Origin of the sequence: Mesorhizobium sp. L2C066B000 (assembly GCF_000502335.1) — a bacterium.
In the GTDB taxonomy this organism is placed as follows: domain Bacteria; phylum Pseudomonadota; class Alphaproteobacteria; order Rhizobiales; family Rhizobiaceae; genus Mesorhizobium.
Map to the genome: position 1 here is coordinate 269,582 of NZ_AYWZ01000002.1, position 19,678 is coordinate 289,259.

A 19,678-nucleotide genomic window follows, 5' to 3' on the forward strand; every position below is an offset into this window, starting at 1 on the left:
CGTGGGGGAAAGCATGGACAGCGTGACGCCGCCGGCCCGTATCGGGTTCGGTGAAAGGCTTGGCGGCCTGATCAGGATGCGCGAGACCGGTCTGATCCTCATCATCGCCGTGCTCTTTGCGGTTATGTCGTTCGCATCGCCGTACTTCCTGACCTGGGACAACATGCGGGCGATGGCGATGGCCTTCGCGGTCGAAGGCATCGTCGTCGTCGGCATGACGATCCTTCTGATCTCAGGCGGCATCGACCTTTCGGTCGGTTCGGTCACCGCACTCGCCATGGTCATTGCCGGCCTGCTCTTCCTCGGCGGCGTCGACCCCTGGCTGGCATCATTGATTGCAATAGCGGCCTGTGCAGGCATCGGCGCCTTTATGGGCTTCTTCGTCACCAGGGTGGGATTGCACCACTTCATCGTCTCTCTGGCCGTGATGGTGATTGCGCGCGGGCTCTGCCTGCTCGGCACCGGCGGCCGCCCGCTCGGGCTCTATACCCTGCCGCCCGAGTTCAAATTCATCGGCCAGGGCGCCATTGGCGGCATTCCGGTCGTCATCATCATCTTCATCGTCTTCGTCATCCTTTCCGACTTCATGCTGCGCCGCACGACGATGTTTCGCAAAGTTTTCTACACCGGCAGCAATGAGAAGGCGGCCGCCTATTCCGGCATTCGCACCAAGAAGGTCGTGTTCCTGACGACAACTTTGTGCTCGACGCTGTGCGGCTTTGCCGGCGTGATCTACATGGCCCGCTTCGGCTCGGCCCAGCCGACCTTCGGCGCCGGCATGGAGCTGAACGTCATCGCCGCCGCGGTGATCGGCGGCGCCAGCCTCACTGGTGGCTCCGGCACCATTCTCGGCGCCATCCTTGGCACCATCCTGCTCTCCGTCGTTTCAAGCTCGCTCGCTCTGCTCGACGTGTCCGTCTATTGGCAGGACATCATCCGCGGGTCCATTCTGCTGACGGCGGTCACCGCCGATTACTACTTCAACAAGCGGCGGGGCTGAGATGGCGGACGGCAGGGAAGATTTCGAGGCGATCCGGCAGATCCACACCGTTCTGGTGCTGCACTTCGTCGACGGCATGAAGCAGAACGACATTGCGGCGGCGCTCAACCTTTCGGCGTCGAAAGTCAATCGGCTGATCGCGCAAGGGCGCAAGCTCGGCATGCTGAGGATCGCGGTCGAGAGCCCGTTCCAGCGCCTCGTCGACATCGAAAAGCAGCTGATCGAGGTCGCGCAACTGGCAGCCGCGATCGTGACGCCGACCGTGGCCGGCAGTCCCGACAGCACGCTGCAGCAGGTGGGGCGCGCGGCGGCCAACCAGTTGCTCGAGACTTTGCGCGACGGCGACGTCATCGCCATTACCGGCGGCAAGGCGATCAGCGCGCTGGTCGAAAACCTGCAGCCCGAGCGCGCCTTCGACGTCACCGTCGTGCCGCTGACCGGCGGCGTCCAGGGCAAGCACTATACCGACGTCAACCATCTGGCGACGCGGCTGGCCGAACGCCTCGGCGGCACCAGCATGCTCTTGCATGCGCCGCTCTTTGCCGAAAGCCGCGAGCAGCGCGATCTCCTGCTGGACATGGCCTCGGTGCGCGAAATCTTCGATCTGGCGCGCAAGGCGGCGATCGCGCTGGTCGGCGTCGGCTCGATCCAGACGCCGGGGTCGAGCTATTACGACCTCCACCCGGGCCTCGATCCCGACCGCGAAAAACTCGCCGCCAGCGGCGCAGTCGGCGAGTTCCTTGCGCATCTGATCCGCGACGACGGCACGCTGGCCGACTATCCGCCCAACGACCGCCTGGTGGCGCTGGCGCCTTCGGAGCTCGGTCGTTGCCGGTCGGTGATGGGCGTCGCTAGCGGCGCCGAAAAGGTCTGGCCGATCCGCGCAGCGCTTCGCGGCAACTATCTCAAATCACTGGTCGTCGACGAAGAGACGGCCAATGCAGTCCTGAGCAATGCGGGGAGCATACGCAATGTCGCCTGAAATGTTGACGCGCACCATTGGCGCGTCGGGAATATCCGCCTCCGCAATCGGCCTTGGCACCTGGGCCATTGGCGGCTGGATGTGGGGCGGTACCGACGAGGCGCAATCCATCGACACCATCCGCGCCTCGATCGATGAAGGCATTTCGCTGATCGACACCGCGCCGGCCTACGGCAAGGGGCTGTCCGAGGAAATCGTCGGCAAGGCGATCAAGGGCCGCCGCGACAAGGTCGTGCTCGCCACCAAGCTTGGGCTGATCTGGCATACCAAGAAGGGCAACCACTTCTTCGACTATGACGGCGCGCCGGTGCATCGCTATCTCGGTGCCGACTCTGTCGTCTACGAAGTCGAGCAGAGCCTGCGCCGCCTCGGCACCGACCATATCGACCACTACATCACCCACTGGCAGGATCCGACCACGCCGGTCGCTGAAACGATGGAAGCGCTCGACCGGCTGAAAACCCAGGGCAAGATCCGCTCCATCGGCGCCAGCAATGTCAGCGTCGCCGATGTGAAGGCCTATCTCGCGGCCGGCCAACTCGATGCGGTCCAGCAGGAATACAGCATGGTTGCGCGTGACATGGAACAGGATCTCTTGCCCTTCTGCGCCGGGAACAACGTGTCGGTGCTCAGCTATTCGTCGCTGGCGCTCGGTCTGCTCTCGGGCAAGATCGGTCCCGACCGCGTCTTTACCGGCGACGACCAGCGCAAGGACAATCCGCGCTTCTCGCAGCCCAACCGCCGCAAGGTGGCAGCGCTGATGGAAGCGATCAAGCCGAGTGCCGAGGCGCACGGCGCCAGCGAGGCGCAGGTGGTCATCGCCTGGACGCTGCAGCAGCCCGGCATCACCTTCTCACTCTGCGGCGCGCGCAGCCCGCAGCAAGCCAGGGAAAACGCGCAGGCCGGCCGCATCAAATTGTCGGGACAGGAGATCAACCAGATCAGTGAGGCCGCCAGCCGCCATCTGACCAATCTCGACGCCTGACCGCCACCAGTAACCCGAACCAAGTTGAGCTGCCGTCCACCGGACGGCAGAACGGCCCAACCTTGCCCGGCAAAGCCATGCCTGATCAGAGAACCGTCATCCTCGACACGATCCGCCGCAACGGCGCGTTCGATGTCGTTGTCATGGGCGGCGGCATAAACGGCATCGGCGTTTTCCGCGAACTGGCGCTGCAGGGTCTCCGAGTTCTGCTGGTCGAACGCAACGATTTCTGTTCGGGCTGCAGTGCGGCACCCTCGCGCATGATCCATGGCGGCCTGCGCTATCTCGAGAATGGCGAGTTCGGCCTGGTGCAGGAATCGCTGCGCGAACGCGACGCGCTGCTGGCCAATGCGCCGCATATGGTGCGGCCGCTGCCGACGACAATTCCGATCCGCTCCGTCTTCTCCGGGCTGATGAACGGCGCGGCAGGCTTTCTCGGCTTTTCGGAAACGCCTTCCAGCCGTGGCGCGCTGGCGATCAAGGCAGGCCTCGCGCTCTACGACTGGACGACGCGCAAGCGCCGGGTGCTGCCGCGCCACAGTTTCCGTGGCGCCAGGGCGACCTTCGCGCAATGGCCGGCGCTCGATCCCAACCTTCGTTTTTCCGCGACCTACTACGACGCATGGATAAGCTATCCCGAACGGCTCGGCATCGAATTGCTGCTCGATACCGCACGCCTGGCGCCCGACAGCCTCGCGCTGAACCGCGCCGAGATTGCGCGGGTAGGGTCGGCCTTCGAACTCATCGACACGGCTGGCGGAGAACGTTTCGCCGTGACCGTCAAGGCGATCGTCAATGCGACAGGCGCCTGGCTCGATTCGGCGATCGCCCGGCTCGACGCCTCCGACAGGCCTGCGGCGCCCCTGGTCGAGGGCACCAAGGGCTCGCACCTCATCCTCGACAACGAGCCGCTCCACCGTGCGCTCGGCGGTCACATGATTTTCTTCGAGAATGCCGACGGTCGCGTCTGCATCATGTTTCCCTATCTCGGCAAGGTGCTGGTCGGCTCGACGGATATCCGCGTCAGCGAAGCCGGGCGCGTGCGCTGCGAACCGGCCGAGACCGACTACATATTGGCGGCGGCGCGGTTGGTATTCCCGTCCATTCCGGTCCGTGCCGCCGACGTCGTCTTCACCTATAGCGGCATCCGGCCGCTGCCGAAGAGCGACCATGCCTTCACCGGCAGGATATCGCGCGGCCATTCCGTGCATCGCATAGCCGGCGGCATCCCGCAATTCTGCATGATCGGCGGCAAGTGGACGACCTTCCGCGCCTTCGCCGAACAGGCGGCCGACGAAGTGCTGGCCGAGCTTGGCCGCGAGCGCATTCGCGGCACGCTGGCGCTGCCGATAGGCGGCGGCCTCGGTTTCCCCGCAGATCCGGCATCGATGGCAGCCGATCTCGCCGCTGAGTTCGCGATCAGCACCGACCGCGCCGCGTACCTCGTCGATCACTACGGCAGCGGCGCGCGCGACATCATCCTGTTCTGCCTCGGACGTCCCGACGATATCAGGCTCGACGACAGGACCGAGACCACGGCTGCCGAGATCGTCTACCTCATCAGGCATGAGTTCGTGACCAGCCTGTCAGACCTTGTCCTGCGTCGCACCTCGCTTGCCATTTGCGGCGACATTTCGATGGCGATGATCGAGCGCATTGCCGATGCACTGGCTGCCGAACGCAGCTGGAACCGCCGCTATCGGGGCGACGCGGTAAAAAGCCTCGTTGTCGAACTCGGCACCTATCATGGCGTCTCGCAAGAGATGCTCGAGCAACGCACGATCCCAGGAGCAGAACATGAAAGTCAGCGCCAAGGCCCGGATGAACCGGATGTTCACCAACGGCAATTGCCTCGACGTGGCGCTCGATCACGGCGTCTGCAATGAACCGGGGTTTCTCGCTGGCCTGGAGGACATGCCACGTGTCATCGGCACGCTGATCGCAGCAGGACCCGACGCGTTGCAGCTCGCCTATGGCCAGGCCGATCTGCTGCAATCGCGGCCGGACAAGGACAAGCCAGCGCTTGTCATGCGCATCGACATGGGCAACCCTTACAATGCACAGCGCCACCGGGTGATGTGGTCGATGCTGCAGAACCATGACGAGCCGATCATCGGCGCGCTGGAAATGGATGCCGCCTGCGTCGTCGTCAATCTGTTCATGCTGCCCGACGAGCCGGAACTGTTTCGCCAATGCGTCGAAAACATCAGCAAGGTCCGCGCCGCCTGCCATCGCTACGGCATGCCGTTGATGATCGAGCCGCTGGTCATGCTGCCCAACGATATCAGGGGCGGCTACCAGGTCGACGGCGATGCGGAAAGGATCGTGACGCTGGTGCGGCTCGCCGCCGAAATGGGCGCCGACATCATCAAGGCCGACCCGACCGAGCACGCGGAAGATTTCCACCGCGTCGTCGAGGCGGCACGCGTGCCGGTGCTGGTGCGTGGCGGCGGCAAGGACGATCTCAAGACGGTGCTGGCAAAATCGTCAGCCCTGCTCGGACAAGGCGCCAAGGGGCTGGTCTATGGCCGCAACATCTATCAGCATGCCAATCCGAAGGCGGTAGTGAGTGCTTTGATGGCGATGATCCACAACCACGCCGGCGGCGAAGAGGCTTGGGACATCTACAACAATGGCTGATCAAGCCGCCTATCTGCTCGGCCTCGACGCCGGCAACACCATCATCAAGGCGGTGCTGTTCGATCATACGGGACGGCAGCTCGCCATGCATGCGGTCGCCGGCCGTTCGCACACGCCGCAGCCGGGCTATGTCGAGCGCGACCTCGGCGGCATGTGGGCCGCTGCGCGCGACGCCATACGCGCCTGCATTGCGCAGGCCGGCATCGATGCTCGCGGAATCGCCGCCGTCGGCTGCGCCGGCCATGGCAACGGCCTTTATCTGGTCGACCGTGCCGGCGAACCGCTGATCGGCATCCAGTCGCTCGACACCCGCGCCGCCGGCATGGCGGCGTCCCTGGCGTCGCGCAATGCCGAGGCACTGCACGCCATCTGCCTGCAAAAGCCGTGGCCGGCGCAGACGCCGACCTTGCTGGCCTGGGTCAAGCAGCATGCGCCCGACCTTTATGCCGCAACCGGCACGGCGATGCTGTGCAAGGATTTCATCACTTTCCGCTTGACGGGCGAGCGTGTCAGCGATGTCTCCGACATGTCCGGTTGCGGCCTCGTCCGCATGCCCGAAGGCGTCTATGATTCCGAGCTTCTCGCGCTCTACGGCATCGAGGACGCACAGGCCAAACTGCCTCGATTGCTCGACAGCGCCGACATTGCCGGGGCGGTCACCGCGCAAGCGGCTGAAGAGACCGGACTGGCGGAAGGCATGCCGGTCATCGCAGGCTATTTCGACGTCGTCGCCAGCGCCATGGGGGCGGGCGTCGTGCGCCCCGGCGAAGCCTCTGTTATCGCCGGCACATGGTCCGTCAATCAGGTCTTCTCCATCGCGCCGGTTGCCGACCCAGATGTTTTCATGGTGGCGCGCTTCGGTCCCGGCCGCTTCGTCAACATTGAATCCAGCGCCACATCGGCCGCCAATCTCGAATGGTATGTACGCGAATTCGTCGAGCGCGGTGCCCATCATGACGATCCGTTCGGCCACTGCAATGCGGCTGTCGGCGCGGTGACGCCGGCCTGGGACGATCCGATGTTCCACCCGTTTCTCTACGGCTCCGGGCAAGGGGCGGAGTTTCGCGCCGGCTTCTACGGCCTCGCCGGCTGGCACGGGGAAGGCCATTTGTTGCGCGCATTGTTCGAGGGCGTGATGTTCGAGCACCGGCGCCACATCGAAGTCTTGAAAAAAGCCGGCGTCGGCTTCGACAGAGCCGTGCTATCCGGCGGCGGCTCGCGCAGCGAACACTGGCCGCAGATCTTCGCCGACGGGCTTGGCGTGCCGATCACCGTCCCCGAAGCGCGCGAGACCGGCGCGCTTGGCGCGGCAATCGGCGCCGGGGTCGCGGCCGGCCTGTTCGCCGACTACGAGGCCGGCGTTGACGCCATGACCCGGTCAAGCGCCACCTACCGTCCGAACCCGGCCATGCAGGACCATTACAACAGGCGTTATCGCGCCTATTGCGGCCTTGCCGATACGCTGCGATCGTTCTGGGCCGAACAGGCGGCAGAACCGAGTAGAACACCGCCGAGTAAACCACCGCAATGACCCAACGGCTCGATGGCGACTACGACTACATCATCGTCGGCGCAGGCACGGCGGGCTGCGTGCTGGCCAATCGGCTGAGCGAAAACCCGGCGACGCGCGTGCTGCTGCTTGAGGCCGGCGGCAGCGACAATTATCACTGGGTGCATATCCCGGTCGGCTATCTCTATTGCATCGGCAATCCGCGCACCGACTGGATGATGAAGACTGCCCCCGAAGCCGGCCTGAACGGCCGCTCGCTGGTCTATCCCCGCGGCAAGGTGCTGGGCGGCTGCACCTCGGTCAACGGCATGATCTACATGCGCGGCCAGGCGGCGGACTACGATGGCTGGCGGCAGATGGGCAATGTCGGCTGGGGCTGGGACGATGTGCTGCCCTACTTCCTCAAATCCGAGGACCATCATGGCGGCAAGACCAAGCTGCATGGCTCCGGCGGCGAATGGAAAGTGGCGCGGCAACGCCTGGCCTGGCCGATCCTGAACACGGTGCAGGAGGCGGCCAAGGAATTCGGCATCATGCCGCGCGAGGATTTCAATGACGGCGACAATGAGGGGTCGGGTTTCTTCGAAGTAAACCAGAGCAAGGGCGTGCGCTGGAACACGGCCAAAGCATTCCTGCGCCCGGCGCTGCGGCGGCCCAACCTTCGGCTGGTCGTCAACGCGCATGTAGAGACGGTGCTGTTCGAGGGCAAGCGTGCTATCGGCGTCCGCTACCGCGCCGGCGGCCAAGCCATCGAGGCAAAGGCCAGCGAGGTGCTGCTGACCGCCGGCTCGATCAACACGCCGAAACTGCTGGAGCTTTCCGGGGTCGGCGAGCCGGATCGCCTCGCCGCGCTCGGCATCGATGTGGTTCACGCCAGCCCCGATGTCGGCGAGAACCTTCAGGACCATCTGCAGATCCGCACTGTCTACAAAGTGTCGTCGGCGCTGACGCTCAACACGCTAGCCAACAGCCTGAGCGGCAAGGCGAAGATCGCGCTGCAATATGCCTTTGGCCGCTCGGGACCGATGTCGATGGCGCCGAGCCAGTTCGGCATGTTCTCGAAATCCGATCCGTCGATGGCGACGCCGGACCTGGAGTACCACGTCCAGCCCTTGTCTACCGACCGGCTGGGCGACCCGCTGCACCCGTTCCCGGCAATCACCATGTCGGTCTGCAATCTGCGGCCCGAGAGCGTCGGCTCGGTGCACGCTACGACGCGCGAGCTGGCCGTGCAGCCGGAGATCCGGCTGAACTACCTCTCTACGGCGCGCGACCGCGAGATCGCGCTGCGTTCGGTGCGCCAGGCGCGCAGCATCATGACCGCCAAGGCTCTTGCCGGCTTCCATCCGGAAGAAATCCTGCCTGGTCTCGCCCACCAGTCGGACGAGGACCTGCTGCACCAGATCGGCTCGATCGCGACGACCATCTTCCACCCGGTCGGCACCTGTAGGATGGGTGTCGACGGCCGCGCCGTCGTCAGCCCGGACCTGCGCGTGACCGGTATCGAGGGGCTGCGGATCATCGACGCGTCGATCATGCCGCGCATCGTCTCCGGCAACACCGCCTCGCCAGTGGTGATGATCGCCGAGAAGGCGGCGGATATGATCCGCCGGCCTGCATGACGTCGCCGCCGCCTATGACCCCGGCACGTCGTAGATCGCCCTGACTTCGACGGTGCCGATTTCAGCCAGCGGAATTTTGCCGGCGATCTCCAGCGCCTTGTCGAGAGTGTCGGCTTCGATCATGACGAAACCAAGCAACTGCTCCTTGGTTTCGGCAAACGGACCGTCAGTGATCAGCCGCTTGCCTTGGCGCCGCCGCACCGTCTTCGACGTCTTCACCGATTGCAGCGCCTGCGCGATGATCAGCTTGCCTTGCTGGTCCAATGACCGGTCATAGGCCATCGAATCGGCGTCGAGCTTGGCCAGACGCTCAGGCGTCATGGCATGGAGGTCCTTTTCCTCGCCGTAGACCAGACAGACATATTTCATTTCCAGCTCCCTTGCTGTGACGAACCATAGGTGATCACGGCGCCGGCGGCATCCTTGCCGGCAGCAGCGTGGTCGAGCACGCAGACCGCAATGCCGATCACGGCGACCGCAGCAAGCAGCCGGCCGAAGCCGGAAGGTCGCGAGCACTCGATCTCGTGTAGACGCGCGCTTTTGTCGGCGTCGTTCCAATGGGCAGAAAACAGATTGTTCATCTTGGATCTCCATCCGCCACGAGAATCCGTGGACGCTCGCAGGACGGCCGGCGCCGATGCAAGTCGACATTTTTGCACGCACATTTTTTCAGAAAAATTTGCAGGGCACGCCGGCGTCGCATCCGGCCGAAACAGCGCGGTGGTCTTCCCCTGCCGCCGCGCTATAGTTGGAGGGAACGCCGCGTGGCCGGCGCTGTCGCTGTAATCAAGGAGAATTCTATGGACCGTACCGCAAACGCCGTCTGGAAAGGCAATCTGAAGGAGGGCACGGGCACGCTCGACAGCCAGAGCGGCACCTTGAAGGGCACGCCCTATTCGTTCAAGGCTCGCTTCGAGGACGAGAGCGGCAAATCCGGCACCAATCCCGAAGAGTTAATCGCGGCGGCACACGCCGGATGCTACGCCATGCAGCTGTCGCATTTCCTGGCCGAGAACGGCACGCCCGCCACCGAGCTCGACGCCAAGGCGGTGGTGACGCTGGTCCCCGGCACCGGCATCACCGGCAGCGCCATCACCCTGATCGGCAAGGTACCGGGCATCGATGCGGCGAAGTTCAAGGAATTGGCCGAGAAGGCCAAGGCCGAATGCCCGGTTTCGAAGGCGCTCGGCGCCATCAAAGTGTCGCTCGACGCGAAACTGGGGTGATCCGCCGATTTTGCCCGGGGTAGCGATTCTTCGCGCCCCCCTCTGCCCTGCCGGGCATCTCCCGGGGAAATTGGAAGCTCGGTAGCTGGCACTCTTCTTTCGACGTTCGTAATTGGCGAAGGCCGGCGTGACATCTGATCTCCCCACTTGAGGGGGAGATGGCCGGCAGGCCAGAGGGGGTGCTGTCCCGCCGACGTCTCGGATACTATTGGGCGCCCAGCGCATCAAGCCGGGCGCGAAGGGCTACGACTTCCTGCTCCAGAGCCTCCAATCTCGCTTCCAGGTCGGAAGCAGGCAAGGCCGGCGCGCTCCGCTGCACCGATAACGCCGCGACGTCCACCGGTCCTGCGAGCAGATGCATAAAACGGTCCTCGCGCTGCCCCGGCCCGCGCGGTATTTCCTGGACGAGCGGCGGGCGGCGGCCGATCAGCATGTCGAGTTCGCCACGCAGGTCCTCGACGGACGAAAACCGCGCCATGCGCTCAGCTCGCGCCAGCAACTCATGCGCCGTCTGCGGCCCGCGCAGCAAAAGCAGGCCGATCACCGCGGTCTGCGGCGTGGTCAGCGAGAAGCGCTGCGCCATCTGATGCTCATAGCGCTCGACGCGCGAGCCGAACATCTGACGCACCAGCCCCTTCTGCTCGAGCAGCTTGAGAGTCCGATGCACCTCCGTCTGCTCCAGCGCCATGACAGGCTCGCGCGCCGTCTTCTGGTTGGCGGCTGCAAGTGCTGCATTCAGCGTCAGCGGATAGACATCCGGCGTCAGCTCCCTCTTCTCGATCAGGCAGCCGAGCACACGGGCTTCGACGGGATTGAGAATGGGAAGGTCATCGCTCATTGAAGTTCAGCCTCCCGGCGGTAAAATTCGGTTGCAAGGGCATGTTTGCGCGCTTGGCCGGCTTTGTCCCTGACGGGGCCGACTAGGTTCATTTCGTGGTGACCATAGCGGGCTTCGAGATAGCGCGCGATTGCGGTCGGGATGAGGCCCGAGACCCATCTCCCGCGTCCGGCTTTTGCGCTCGATCAGGCCGCGGATTTCGTCGCTGGCTTGAGCCGGTATCTCGGTCTGATCGAGGCATTCGCCAAGGTTCATCGGCGGCAGGCTGGCAAAGCCGCGCTGTTCCATCCAGTCGAGCGCCACGAGCGGGCGGATCAGATAGAACAGCTTCTTCAGCTTCACCTCGCCGGAGAAACTGCCGATCTTGGCGACATGCGAACGCGCAAGGCCGAGATAGTGGTGCGATACCTTCGCCGGATCGACGATCTCGGCCAGCAAATCGAGAAGGCGCTGGCGAAACCCCGAAACCTCCTCATAGACGATCGGCGACTTCGCCCATTCGACTATGACGGCATTGCCGCCAAGCGCCAGCAGCAACGCCTTGCGCAGATCCCAGCCGCCGGCATCGATCTCGCCTTCGATCGGAAACTCGATCACATCGCGCGCCTGCTGCAGCACGAGGTGATCGGTTACCGGTCTGATATAGACAAAGCGGCAGTCATAATCGCTGTCGGGAGACGGAAACCCCCAGGCGCGGCTGCCGCTTTCGATGGCAAACAGGATTTTTACAGGCTGGCTTCGCACCAGATCGAGGCGGGCGCGCAGCGCCGCGACGGCGTCCGGCGAAAAGTCGGCGGGTAGCGACGGCGTCAGACTCTGCGCTCCACCATCATCTTCTTGATCTCGGCAATCGCCTTGGCCGGGTTGAGCCCCTTCGGGCAGGTCTGGGCGCAGTTCATGATGGTGTGGCAGCGGTAGAGCCGGAACGGGTCTTCGAGATCGTCGAGCCGTTCGCCCGTGGCTTCGTCGCGGCTGTCGATCAGCCAGCGATAGGCCTGCAGCAGCGTCGCCGGGCCGAGATAGCGGTCGCCGTTCCACCAATAGCTCGGGCACGAGGTCGAGCAGCAGGCGCATAGGATGCACTCGTAGAGCCCGTCGAGCTTTTCGCGGTCCTCATGGCTCTGCAGCCATTCCTTGGCTGGCTCTGGCGACACTGTCTTCAGCCATGGCTGGATCGAGGCGTGCTGGGCGTAGAAATTGGTGAGGTCGGGCACCAGGTCCTTGACCACCTGCATATGCGGCAGCGGGTAGACTTTGACGGCGCCGGAAATGTCGTCGCAGCCCTTGGTGCAGGCCAGCGTGTTGGAGCCATCGATGTTCATGGCGCAGGAGCCGCAAATGCCTTCGCGGCAGGAGCGGCGCAACGCCAGCGTCGGGTCGATCTTGTTCTTGATCCAGAGCAGCGCATCGAGCACCATCGGCCCACAATCGTCCATGTCGACGAAATAGGTGTCGATGCGCGGGTTCTCGTCATCGTCGGGCGACCAGCGGTAGATGCGGTATTCCCGCAGGTTGGTGGCGCCCTCCGGCTTCGGCCAGGTCTTGCCCGGCTGCACCTTGGAGTTCTTGGGAAGCGTTAGTTCGACCATTACCTCTGGTCCTTTCGGATGACGGGCTTCGGCACCATGGTCAGTACACCCTGGCCTTCGGCGCGATCTTGGCAAGGCTGATGCCGCCGTCCTTTTCCGCCACCAGCGGCTCGGTGTGCACGGGACGATAGCTGAGGCTCACCTGGCCGTCCTCGCTTAGCCGAGCCAGCGTATGCTTGCGCCAGATAATGTCGTCTCGGGCCGAAAAATCTTCGCGCGCATGCGCGCCGCGGCTCTCCTTGCGCGCCTCGGCGCCGTAGACCGTGGTGATGGCGTTGGCCATCAGATTTTCCAGCTCCAGCGTCTCGACCAGGTCGGAATTCCAGATCATCGAGCGGTCGGAGACTTTCAGGTCCTTGAGCTCGGTCCATATCTGCGAAATGCGCTTGCAGCCGTTTTCGAGCGACTCCTGTGTGCGGAACACGGCGGCGTCTTCCTGCATCGCCTTCTGCATTTTCTCACGCAGAACAGCGGTTGGCGTCGAGCCATTGGCGTGGCGCAGCCGGTCGAAGCGGTCCATGATCTTTTCGACCGAGGCTTCGTTGGGCGAAGGGATCGCCGAATTACGGTCGATGACCTGGCCGGCGCGGATTGCGGCGGCGCGGCCGAACACCACCAGATCGATCAGCGAGTTCGAGCCCAGCCGGTTGGCGCCGTGCACGGAGGCACAGCCGGCCTCGCCGACCGCCATCAGCCCGGGTGACACCCGGTCAGGATTCTCGACCGTCGGGTTCAGCACCTCGCCCCAGTAATTGGTCGGCACGCCGCCCATATTGTAGTGCACCGTCGGCAGCACCGGGATCGGCTCCTTGGTCAGGTCGACGCCGGCGAAAATCCTGGCCGATTCCGAAATGCCCGGCAGCCGCTCATGCAGCACGGCCGGATCGAGATGGTCGAGATGCAGGAAAATATGGTCCTTGTTCTTGCCGACCCCGCGGCCTTCGCGGATCTCCAGCGTCATGCAACGCGAGACGACGTCGCGCGACGCCAGGTCCTTGGCCGACGGCGCGTAGCGCTCCATGAAGCGCTCGCCCTCGGAATTGACGAGATAGCCGCCCTCGCCGCGCGCGCCTTCGGTGATCAGGCAGCCGGCGCCGTAGATGCCGGTCGGATGAAACTGCACGAACTCCATATCCTGCAGCGGGAAGCCGGCCCGTGCCGCCATGCCGCCGCCGTCGCCTGTACAGGTGTGCGCCGACGTCGCCGAGAAATAGGCGCGGCCATATCCGCCGGTCGCCAGCACCACCATCTTGGCGGAGAAGCGATGGATGGTGCCGTCGTCGAGGTTCCAGGCGACGACGCCGGTGCAGGTGCCGTCCGGTTCCATGATCAGGTCGAGCGCAAAATACTCGATGAAGAACTGTGCATTGTTCTTCAGCGACTGGCCGTAGAGCGTGTGCAGGATGGCGTGACCGGTGCGGTCGGCGGCAGCACAGGTGCGCTGCACCGGCGGGCCGTCGCCATAATTCATCATGTGTCCGCCGAACGGCCGCTGGTAGATCTTGCCCTCTTCGGTGCGCGAGAACGGCACGCCGTAATGCTCGAGCTCGTAGACCGCCGCCGGTGCCTCGCGCACCAGATATTCCATGGCGTCGACGTCGCCCAGCCAGTCCGAACCCTTGACGGTGTCGTACATGTGCCACTGCCAGGAGTCCGGACCCATGTTGGACAGCGACGCGGCAATGCCGCCTTGTGCCGCCACCGTGTGCGAGCGGGTCGGGAACACTTTGGTGATGCAGGCCGTGCGCAGGCCCTGCTCGGCCATGCCGAGCGTGGCGCGCAGGCCGGCGCCGCCGGCGCCGACGACCACCACGTCGAACTTGTGGTCGACAAAGGTATAGCCGGTGGCCGATTTCGCGTCCTTGGCCAAATCAGCCTCCGAATGCCAGTTTGAGCAGGGCGAAGATCGAGGCGACGCCGACCGCTATGGTGAAAAACGTGCTGAGTGCGATCAGCGCCAGCTTCATGCCTTCGGCATGCACGTAATCCTCGATAATGACCTGCATGCCGACACGCATATGGGTGAGACCGGAAACGAGCACCAGCGCCAACACCAGCGCCACGAACGGACTGGCGAGCGCCGCCCGCACCTCGGCGAAGCCGGCGCCATTGAGCGCGATCAGGAACCCGACGAAGAACAGTATCAGCGGGATGTTGGCAATGGCCGTCAGCCGCTGTCGCCAGAAATGCCCGGTGCCTTCGCGGGCCGAGCCCAGACCGCGGACCTTGGCCAGCGGCGTGCGCATATCGTTGTTGTTCGTGCCGCTCATCACAAGGTTCCCCGCGCCATGTAGCCGGCGACCCAGATCAGCAGCGTGAGCAGGATGGAACCGGCGAGCGTCGCCCAGGCGATCTTCGATGCCGTGTGTTTCTCCAGCCCGGCGCCGGTGTCCCAGACGAGATGGCGCACGCCGCCCAGCATGTGGTGCATCAGCGCCCAGGTGTAGCCGAACAGGATGAGCCGGCCGAGCCAGGTGCCGAAGGCCCAGTTGATCCAATCGAAAGCGCCTTGCGAACTCGCCGCCGCCATCAGCCACGCGGCGACCAGCAGCGTGCCGAAATACAGCGCCCCGCCAGTGATGCGGTGAATGATCGACATCGTCATGGTGATCGGTGGGCGGTAAATCGTCAGGTGCGGCGAGAGCGGCCGTTCACGTCTGGCGGTTCGGGTGGCTGGTGATTTGCTCATGGCTGCCCCAGTTCGATGTCCGGAGCCGCGGTGGAAAGCGGCACTTACCGCCTCGATATATGACTTCAGACAGCCGGTTTCTAATGCTCTTTTTGCACCGCGTCAAAGCCGGAAAATCGTTTTGAAAACGTCATTTAGTCTGACAAAAGGCTGCTGTTTCGCTTCAATCGATTTGGCCACCGTCGAAAGCCAGCGCACCGTTCGCTGCAGTGCGGCATTTCCTTTGCAATCGACGCCAGGCTATCGTTTGCAGGTCTGTGGTGTCGAGCCCCTCTTCATCACCAGCGCCTCGCGCGCGTCGATCACGATTGCGTCATGCGACGCAGCTTCCTGGTAGCGGCTGGACTGGTTGGCGGGTGATGCGGCAAACTCCTCGGTCGTGCCATCGGGCCTGACAACGCGCAACGCCGTGCCGAGGTTCTGGATGGTGATCATGCCGCCATTGCCGCATCTGTAAGTTGCCGTGCCGACAGCAGACCGCGGCGCGGTAAGGTCGGTGACGATCTTGGCTGAAGGTGCGGCAGGCGCTGTCGGAGCCGTTGCGGAAGCCGGGGGCGCCACAGGTGCGGCGGACTGCTGAGCCGGCACGGGCGCGACAGTGGGTGGTACGGTATTCACCGCCGTCGGCGCGCCGTTCTGCGGCACGCAGGCTGCGGCAGTCAGCAAGGGGATCGACAACAGCGTCACCCGAAACGTCCGGCGTAACGCCATATGCTGTCCTCCTGCGCGGCTAACTAGCCGCGATGTTCCACCAAGATCAAGCTCACCCGACGTCAGCGTAGTTGTGTGCGTCGCGGCCGATGGTGCGGGCAAGCATGGCCGAATGATGACGCCCGGGTTTCCATCCCGTCGGATATTAACCATGTTTGGCGAGAGATCGCCGCCGGATGCGCCTGCCCTCTTAACAAAGGTTAAGAAAAGGTTAATTTCCGATTCGATCGGGTCCACAGCAGAGAGGACACCATGCTTTCGAATTCAGGAAGAGCGCGCCTTGCGGCGCTTGTGCTGGCGACAGCCAGTCTCGGCTTCGCCGCCCCGGCAATGGCCTGGTCGCGCCATCATGACCGCGTCTATGCCGATTCCCTAGGCAATCTCGTCATCGACAGCGCCGCCGGCTACAAGCGCATCATTGTCGGCCAAGGCAGGCTGGCCAAGAAATTGTCCGACTACACCAGCGCCGGGCAGCCGGAAGCGGAACCGGAAGTCCTTTATGAAGACGAGGCGGATCACATCTCCAGGCGTGGCTGCTACCAGCCGCCGGTGTTCGTGAAGGGCCGCTCCTATATGTACGGCCTCTCCGATGGCGAAATGCCCAACCTCAGCCCTTGCCGCTGATGATCCGGCACGGCCGAGAGGCCGTTTAAGCGAGACGCTAACCGACGCTGCCTGTATCCGGGATGAACACCGTTTCCGCCCGCTCATAGGACAATCGCACGCTGTCGCGGCCGTTCTTCTTGGCCTTGTAGAGCGCTTCGTCGGCGCGCCGCATCAGCGGCTCCAGCCCTTCGTCGCCGGTGCGCGCCGCGACGCCGAAGCTCGCGGTCACCCTGGTGCCCGGCGGCAACCCGTCGACACTGCCGGCCGAATAGTGCGTGCGCACGGCTTCGGCAAACAGCCGCGCCGTGGCAAGATCGCTCAGCGACAGAAGCACAGCGAACTCCTCGCCGCCGATGCGGCCGGCAACCGCACGCGTGCCGGCGGCCGCGCGAAGCTTGGCGGCGAAGTCGGCGATCACCTGGTCGCCCGCGGCATGTCCGTATTTGTCGTTGAGCGCCTTGAAGTGATCGAGATCGGCCAGCACCAGCGCGACCGGCACCTTGGTAACAGCGCAATGCTGCAGCACCAGCAAGGCGCGCTCCTCGAAACCCCTGCGGTTGAGCAGGCCAGACAGCGGATCGGTGTGCGTCTCGGTCTTCAGCGCCTTCATCACGTCGAGCGCAGCTGCCGAGAACAGGCAGAGCGCGATCAGCAACGACAGCAGCGCGTGCGTCAAAAGCGCCGTCGTCCAGTAGGACGAGCCATAAAACCCGTCATAGCTGGTGAACGGCCCGTGCGAGATGACGACGAGCAGCGTGCGGCCGATGAAGTTCAGCCCGGACAGCAGCGACAACACGAACAGGATTTTTTCCGTCGGGCCGTTCTTGCGCACGGCGCGCAGCTCGGCAGCGACCAGCAGGCTGAGGCCGCCAAAGCCGAAATTGATCGACAGGATGCGCCAAGTCAAGTCCGGCTGGACGAACAGGAACCAGCAGAATGCCACCATCCCGCCACCCGCCAGAATGCCGATCGCGATATAGGGCACGCGCCTGCCGTAGCGTGAGATGATCGCACCGACGAGGCAACAGGCGGCGAGCGTGAAGCAGAGGTTGGAGACCAGCTTGGTCAGCACCATGCCGCCGGGCAGCGTGAAATACTGCAGCAGGAAGCCGGGCGCGGACACGCAATAGCTCGTGCCGAGCACAGCCAGATAGGGCCGGTGGCGCTGATAGAACCACAGCACGAGGAACGCCGCGCCGAGCGCCAGCGCGATCGTCGGATTGAGCAGCGCTATGAACAGGCCGGTGTCCAAAGGACGGTGACTTCCCCGCTTGACGTCAGGGAAGACCTTAGAGCGCAAGCCCCAACAAGCGGTTAAGCCGGGACGAATATGCAAGTCGCCACTCATGAAGCTGGTGCACGGAACCGGGACCTGAGGCCGGCGTTTCCTGACAGCAATCAAGGAGAAGTTGTTCATGGCCGACACGATCACGCTGACCGATCACGAAGCAATTCGCTCATGGGCCGCAGGGCGCGCCGGATTTCCGGCGATCGTCGATGTATCGCCCGAAACCGGAACGCAGCCGTTGCTGAGGCTCGTCTTCGGCCAGCACGCCTATCAGGACCAGGATCAGCCTGAACGCCCGGTCAACGCAGGGGGCTACGAGCTGGTCGAATGGGACGAGTGGTTCAAGATCTTCGACGAGCGCGAACTGGCGCTGGTGGTCGCGACCGACGAACCCGGCAGCCGGGAGGAATTTCATGAAATCATCCGGCGTGCCGGCTAGGGCATAATACCCCAAGGGTCTTAGAGCGGCGCGCTTTAAACAAAACCCCGAACGGTTTTGCCGTTCGGGGTTTTGCATACGCTCAGATCAGGCTTGAACCAGTCTGCGCTATTTCCAGTCGCGGATGTCGACGAAATGGCCGGCGATCGCCGCCGCCGCCGCCATTGCCGGCGATACCAGATGGGTGCGGCCCTTGAAGCCCTGCCGGCCTTCGAAATTGCGGTTCGAGGTCGAGGCGCAGCGCTCATGCGGCTTCAGCCGGTCGTCGTTCATGGCCAGGCACATCGAGCAGCCCGGCTCGCGCCAGTCGAAACCGGCGGCAATGAAGATCTTGTCGAGACCCTCGGCCTCCGCCTGTTCCTTGACCAGACCGGAGCCCGGCACGATCATCGCATCGACATGCGCACTCACCGTCTTGCCTTCGACCACCTTGGCCACCGCACGCAGATCCTCGATGCGGCCATTGGTGCAGGAGCCGATGAAGACGCGGTCGAGCGTGATGTCGGTGATCTTCGTGCCCGGCGTCAGCCCCATATAGTCGAGCGCGCGGATCTTTGACGTCCGCTTGTTCTCGTCCGTGATCTCTTCCGGATTGGGAACGACGCCCTGCACCGAAACGACGTCCTCGGGCGAGGAACCCCAGGAGACGATCGGCGGCAGCTTGGCCGCGTCGAGCACGATCACCTTGTCGAAATGCGCGCCCTCGTCGGACTGCAGCGTCTTCCAGTATTCGAGCGCGGCGTCCCACGACGCGCCCTTCGGCGCGCGCGGCTTGCCCTTGACATAGGCGAAGGTGGTTTCGTCGGCCGCGATCAGGCCGGCGCGCGCGCCGCCCTCGATCGACATGTTGCAAATCGTCATGCGGCCTTCCATCGACAGCGCGCGGATCGCCTCGCCGGCATATTCGATGACATAGCCGGTGCCGCCGGCGGTGCCGATCTCGCCGATGATGGCCAAGATGATGTCCTTGGCGGTGACGCCTTCCGGTAACTGGCCATCGACACGCACCAGCATGTTCTTGGCCTTGCGCTGGATCAGCGTCTGGGTCGCCAGCACATGCTCGACCTCGGAGGTGCCGATGCCATGTGCCAATGCGCCGAAGGCGCCATGCGTCGAGGTGTGGCTGTCGCCGCAGACAATGGTCATGCCAGGCAGCGTGAAGCCCTGCTCCGGCCCGATGATGTGGACGATGCCCTGGCGGATATCGTTTTCGGAGTAATATTCGACGCCGAAATCCCTAGCGTTCTTGGCCAAGGCCTCGACCTGGATGCGGCTTTCCTCGTTCTTGATGCCGAACTTGCGCTCGGGCGAGGTCGAGACATTGTGATCGACCACGGCCAGCGTCTTTTCCGGATGCCGGACTTTTCTGCCGGTCATGCGCAGACCTTCGAAGGCCTGCGGGCTGGTCACTTCATGGACGAGATGGCGGTCGATGTAGAGCAGACAGGTGCCATCATCCTGGCGGTCGACGACATGGTCGTCGAAAATCTTGTCGTAGAGGGTGCGCGGTGCGCTCATGTGCGTAAATCCGTCGATTTGCAAAAAGGGGAAGG

General features: G+C 64.0%; 21 protein-coding genes. 10 read left to right on the forward strand and 11 right to left on the reverse strand.

Features of this window, described 5'->3' with window-relative positions; translation table 11 throughout:
• The first annotated feature begins 13 nt into the window (after positions 1–13).
• The 7 genes from X733_RS155870 (at position 14) to X733_RS155840 (ending at position 8,739) form a co-directional block, all read left to right on the forward strand.
• Positions 14–1,000 (forward strand): ABC transporter permease, encoded by a 987-nt coding sequence (locus X733_RS155870; RefSeq protein ID WP_031193170.1) that lies wholly within the window; start codon positions 14–16, stop codon positions 998–1,000.
• A 1-nt stretch (position 1,001) separates the two neighbouring features.
• Positions 1,002–1,982: a sugar-binding transcriptional regulator gene (locus X733_RS155865; protein WP_023736785.1), complete on the forward strand. Its 981-nt coding sequence runs from the start codon at positions 1,002–1,004 to the stop codon at positions 1,980–1,982.
• Entirely contained in the window at positions 1,972–2,967 is a 996-nt protein-coding gene (locus tag X733_RS155860) for an aldo/keto reductase (RefSeq protein ID WP_023818312.1), read from the forward strand. Before X733_RS155865 ends, X733_RS155860 begins: the two co-directional genes overlap by 11 nt.
• Before the next feature lie 77 nt (positions 2,968–3,044).
• Entirely contained in the window at positions 3,045–4,853 is a 1,809-nt protein-coding gene (locus tag X733_RS155855) for a glycerol-3-phosphate dehydrogenase/oxidase (RefSeq protein ID WP_023818313.1), read from the forward strand.
• Entirely contained in the window at positions 4,765–5,607 is an 843-nt protein-coding gene (locus tag X733_RS155850; RefSeq protein WP_023818314.1) for an aldolase, read from the forward strand. Before X733_RS155855 ends, X733_RS155850 begins: the two co-directional genes overlap by 89 nt.
• Complete coding sequence (locus X733_RS155845; RefSeq protein WP_023818315.1) at positions 5,600–7,138, forward strand: FGGY-family carbohydrate kinase; 1,539 nt, start codon at positions 5,600–5,602, stop codon at positions 7,136–7,138. Before X733_RS155850 ends, X733_RS155845 begins: the two co-directional genes overlap by 8 nt.
• Positions 7,135–8,739 (forward strand): GMC family oxidoreductase N-terminal domain-containing protein, encoded by a 1,605-nt coding sequence (locus X733_RS155840; RefSeq protein ID WP_023818316.1) that lies wholly within the window; start codon positions 7,135–7,137, stop codon positions 8,737–8,739. The genes X733_RS155845 and X733_RS155840 overlap by 4 nt, the downstream gene beginning before the upstream one ends.
• A 12-nt stretch (positions 8,740–8,751) precedes the next feature.
• Here the strand turns inward: X733_RS155840 and X733_RS155835 are convergent, their stop codons facing one another.
• Together X733_RS155835 and X733_RS155830 are read right to left on the reverse strand one after the other, a co-directional pair.
• Positions 8,752–9,108 (reverse strand): YciI family protein, encoded by a 357-nt coding sequence (locus X733_RS155835; RefSeq protein ID WP_023698373.1) that lies wholly within the window; start codon positions 9,106–9,108, stop codon positions 8,752–8,754.
• Entirely contained in the window at positions 9,105–9,320 is a 216-nt protein-coding gene (locus X733_RS155830; protein ID WP_023698372.1) for a hypothetical protein, read from the reverse strand. Before X733_RS155830 ends, X733_RS155835 begins: the two co-directional genes overlap by 4 nt.
• 219 nt (positions 9,321–9,539) lie before the next feature.
• Here X733_RS155830 and X733_RS155825 point away from each other — a divergent pair, with 219 nt between their 5' ends.
• Complete coding sequence (locus X733_RS155825; protein ID WP_023670508.1) at positions 9,540–9,965, forward strand: OsmC family protein; 426 nt, start codon at positions 9,540–9,542, stop codon at positions 9,963–9,965.
• A gap of 205 nt (positions 9,966–10,170) precedes the next feature.
• Here the strand turns inward: X733_RS155825 and X733_RS155820 are convergent, their stop codons facing one another.
• The 7 genes from X733_RS155820 to X733_RS155795 all read right to left on the reverse strand — a co-directional run bounded on the left by X733_RS155820 (position 10,171) and on the right by X733_RS155795 (position 15,792).
• Positions 10,171–10,803 carry a DUF480 domain-containing protein gene (locus X733_RS155820; protein WP_023708761.1) on the reverse strand — a complete coding sequence of 211 codons (633 nt, stop codon included), beginning with the start codon at positions 10,801–10,803 and terminating at the stop codon, positions 10,171–10,173.
• Positions 10,804–10,809: 6 nt separating this feature from the next.
• Positions 10,810–11,547, reverse strand: coding sequence for a nucleotidyltransferase domain-containing protein (locus tag X733_RS0134365; RefSeq protein WP_023706720.1), 738 nt, complete (start codon positions 11,545–11,547; stop codon positions 10,810–10,812).
• Between the two features lie 65 nt (positions 11,548–11,612).
• Complete coding sequence (locus X733_RS155815) at positions 11,613–12,392, reverse strand: succinate dehydrogenase iron-sulfur subunit (protein ID WP_023670510.1); 780 nt, start codon at positions 12,390–12,392, stop codon at positions 11,613–11,615.
• Positions 12,393–12,432: 40 nt separating this feature from the next.
• Entirely contained in the window at positions 12,433–14,262 is a 1,830-nt protein-coding gene (sdhA, locus tag X733_RS155810) for a succinate dehydrogenase flavoprotein subunit (RefSeq protein WP_023706721.1), read from the reverse strand.
• A 1-nt stretch (position 14,263) separates the two neighbouring features.
• Entirely contained in the window at positions 14,264–14,662 is a 399-nt protein-coding gene (gene sdhD / locus X733_RS155805; RefSeq protein WP_023683885.1) for a succinate dehydrogenase, hydrophobic membrane anchor protein, read from the reverse strand.
• Positions 14,662–15,081, reverse strand: coding sequence for a succinate dehydrogenase, cytochrome b556 subunit (sdhC, locus tag X733_RS155800; RefSeq protein WP_023683884.1), 420 nt, complete (start codon positions 15,079–15,081; stop codon positions 14,662–14,664). Before sdhC ends, sdhD begins: the two co-directional genes overlap by 1 nt.
• 240 nt (positions 15,082–15,321) lie before the next feature.
• Positions 15,322–15,792: a hypothetical protein gene (locus X733_RS155795; protein WP_023709350.1), complete on the reverse strand. Its 471-nt coding sequence runs from the start codon at positions 15,790–15,792 to the stop codon at positions 15,322–15,324.
• A gap of 252 nt (positions 15,793–16,044) precedes the next feature.
• Between X733_RS155795 and X733_RS155790 the strand changes: the two genes are divergently transcribed.
• Positions 16,045–16,416 carry a hypothetical protein gene (locus X733_RS155790; protein ID WP_023687709.1) on the forward strand — a complete coding sequence of 124 codons (372 nt, stop codon included), beginning with the start codon at positions 16,045–16,047 and terminating at the stop codon, positions 16,414–16,416.
• Between the two features lie 37 nt (positions 16,417–16,453).
• Here X733_RS155790 and X733_RS155785 read toward each other — a convergent pair whose 3' ends face one another.
• The gene (locus X733_RS155785; RefSeq protein WP_023698369.1) at positions 16,454–17,650 is read right to left on the reverse strand and encodes a GGDEF domain-containing protein; all 1,197 of its coding nucleotides are present in this window, start codon (positions 17,648–17,650) and stop codon (positions 16,454–16,456) included.
• Positions 17,651–17,813: 163 nt separating this feature from the next.
• Between X733_RS155785 and X733_RS155780 the strand changes: the two genes are divergently transcribed.
• Positions 17,814–18,125: a hypothetical protein gene (locus X733_RS155780; RefSeq protein WP_023706723.1), complete on the forward strand. Its 312-nt coding sequence runs from the start codon at positions 17,814–17,816 to the stop codon at positions 18,123–18,125.
• Positions 18,126–18,233: 108 nt separating this feature from the next.
• On the opposite strand, the gene leuC is transcribed toward X733_RS155780, so the two are convergent.
• Positions 18,234–19,643 (reverse strand): 3-isopropylmalate dehydratase large subunit, encoded by a 1,410-nt coding sequence (gene leuC, locus X733_RS155775; RefSeq protein WP_023670518.1) that lies wholly within the window; start codon positions 19,641–19,643, stop codon positions 18,234–18,236.
• Positions 19,644–19,678 lie beyond the last annotated feature (35 nt).

Bases quoted from the DNA above. Each gene is read 5' to 3' on its own strand.
- X733_RS155830 (WP_023698372.1), bottom strand. From the start codon at position 9,320: ATGAACAATCTGTTTTCTGCCCATTGGAACGACGCCGACAAAAGCGCG.
- X733_RS155845 (WP_023818315.1), top strand. From the start codon at position 5,600: ATGGCTGATCAAGCCGCCTATCTGCTCGGCCTCGACGCCGGCAACACC.
- leuC (WP_023670518.1), bottom strand. From the start codon at position 19,643: ATGAGCGCACCGCGCACCCTCTACGACAAGATTTTCGACGACCATGTC.
- X733_RS155825 (WP_023670508.1), top strand. From the start codon at position 9,540: ATGGACCGTACCGCAAACGCCGTCTGGAAAGGCAATCTGAAGGAGGGC.
- X733_RS155860 (WP_023818312.1), top strand. From the start codon at position 1,972: ATGTCGCCTGAAATGTTGACGCGCACCATTGGCGCGTCGGGAATATCC.
- X733_RS155835 (WP_023698373.1), bottom strand. From the start codon at position 9,108: ATGAAATATGTCTGTCTGGTCTACGGCGAGGAAAAGGACCTCCATGCC.
- sdhC (WP_023683884.1), bottom strand. From the start codon at position 15,081: ATGAGCAAATCACCAGCCACCCGAACCGCCAGACGTGAACGGCCGCTC.
- X733_RS155865 (WP_023736785.1), top strand. From the start codon at position 1,002: ATGGCGGACGGCAGGGAAGATTTCGAGGCGATCCGGCAGATCCACACC.
- X733_RS155795 (WP_023709350.1), bottom strand. From the start codon at position 15,792: ATGGCGTTACGCCGGACGTTTCGGGTGACGCTGTTGTCGATCCCCTTG.
- X733_RS155815 (WP_023670510.1), bottom strand. From the start codon at position 12,392: ATGGTCGAACTAACGCTTCCCAAGAACTCCAAGGTGCAGCCGGGCAAG.
- X733_RS155870 (WP_031193170.1), top strand. From the start codon at position 14: ATGGACAGCGTGACGCCGCCGGCCCGTATCGGGTTCGGTGAAAGGCTT.
- sdhD (WP_023683885.1), bottom strand. From the start codon at position 14,662: ATGAGCGGCACGAACAACAACGATATGCGCACGCCGCTGGCCAAGGTC.
- X733_RS155850 (WP_023818314.1), top strand. From the start codon at position 4,765: ATGAAAGTCAGCGCCAAGGCCCGGATGAACCGGATGTTCACCAACGGC.
- X733_RS155820 (WP_023708761.1), bottom strand. From the start codon at position 10,803: ATGAGCGATGACCTTCCCATTCTCAATCCCGTCGAAGCCCGTGTGCTC.
- X733_RS155780 (WP_023706723.1), top strand. From the start codon at position 17,814: ATGGCCGACACGATCACGCTGACCGATCACGAAGCAATTCGCTCATGG.
- X733_RS155840 (WP_023818316.1), top strand. From the start codon at position 7,135: ATGACCCAACGGCTCGATGGCGACTACGACTACATCATCGTCGGCGCA.
- X733_RS155855 (WP_023818313.1), top strand. From the start codon at position 3,045: ATGCCTGATCAGAGAACCGTCATCCTCGACACGATCCGCCGCAACGGC.
- X733_RS155790 (WP_023687709.1), top strand. From the start codon at position 16,045: ATGCTTTCGAATTCAGGAAGAGCGCGCCTTGCGGCGCTTGTGCTGGCG.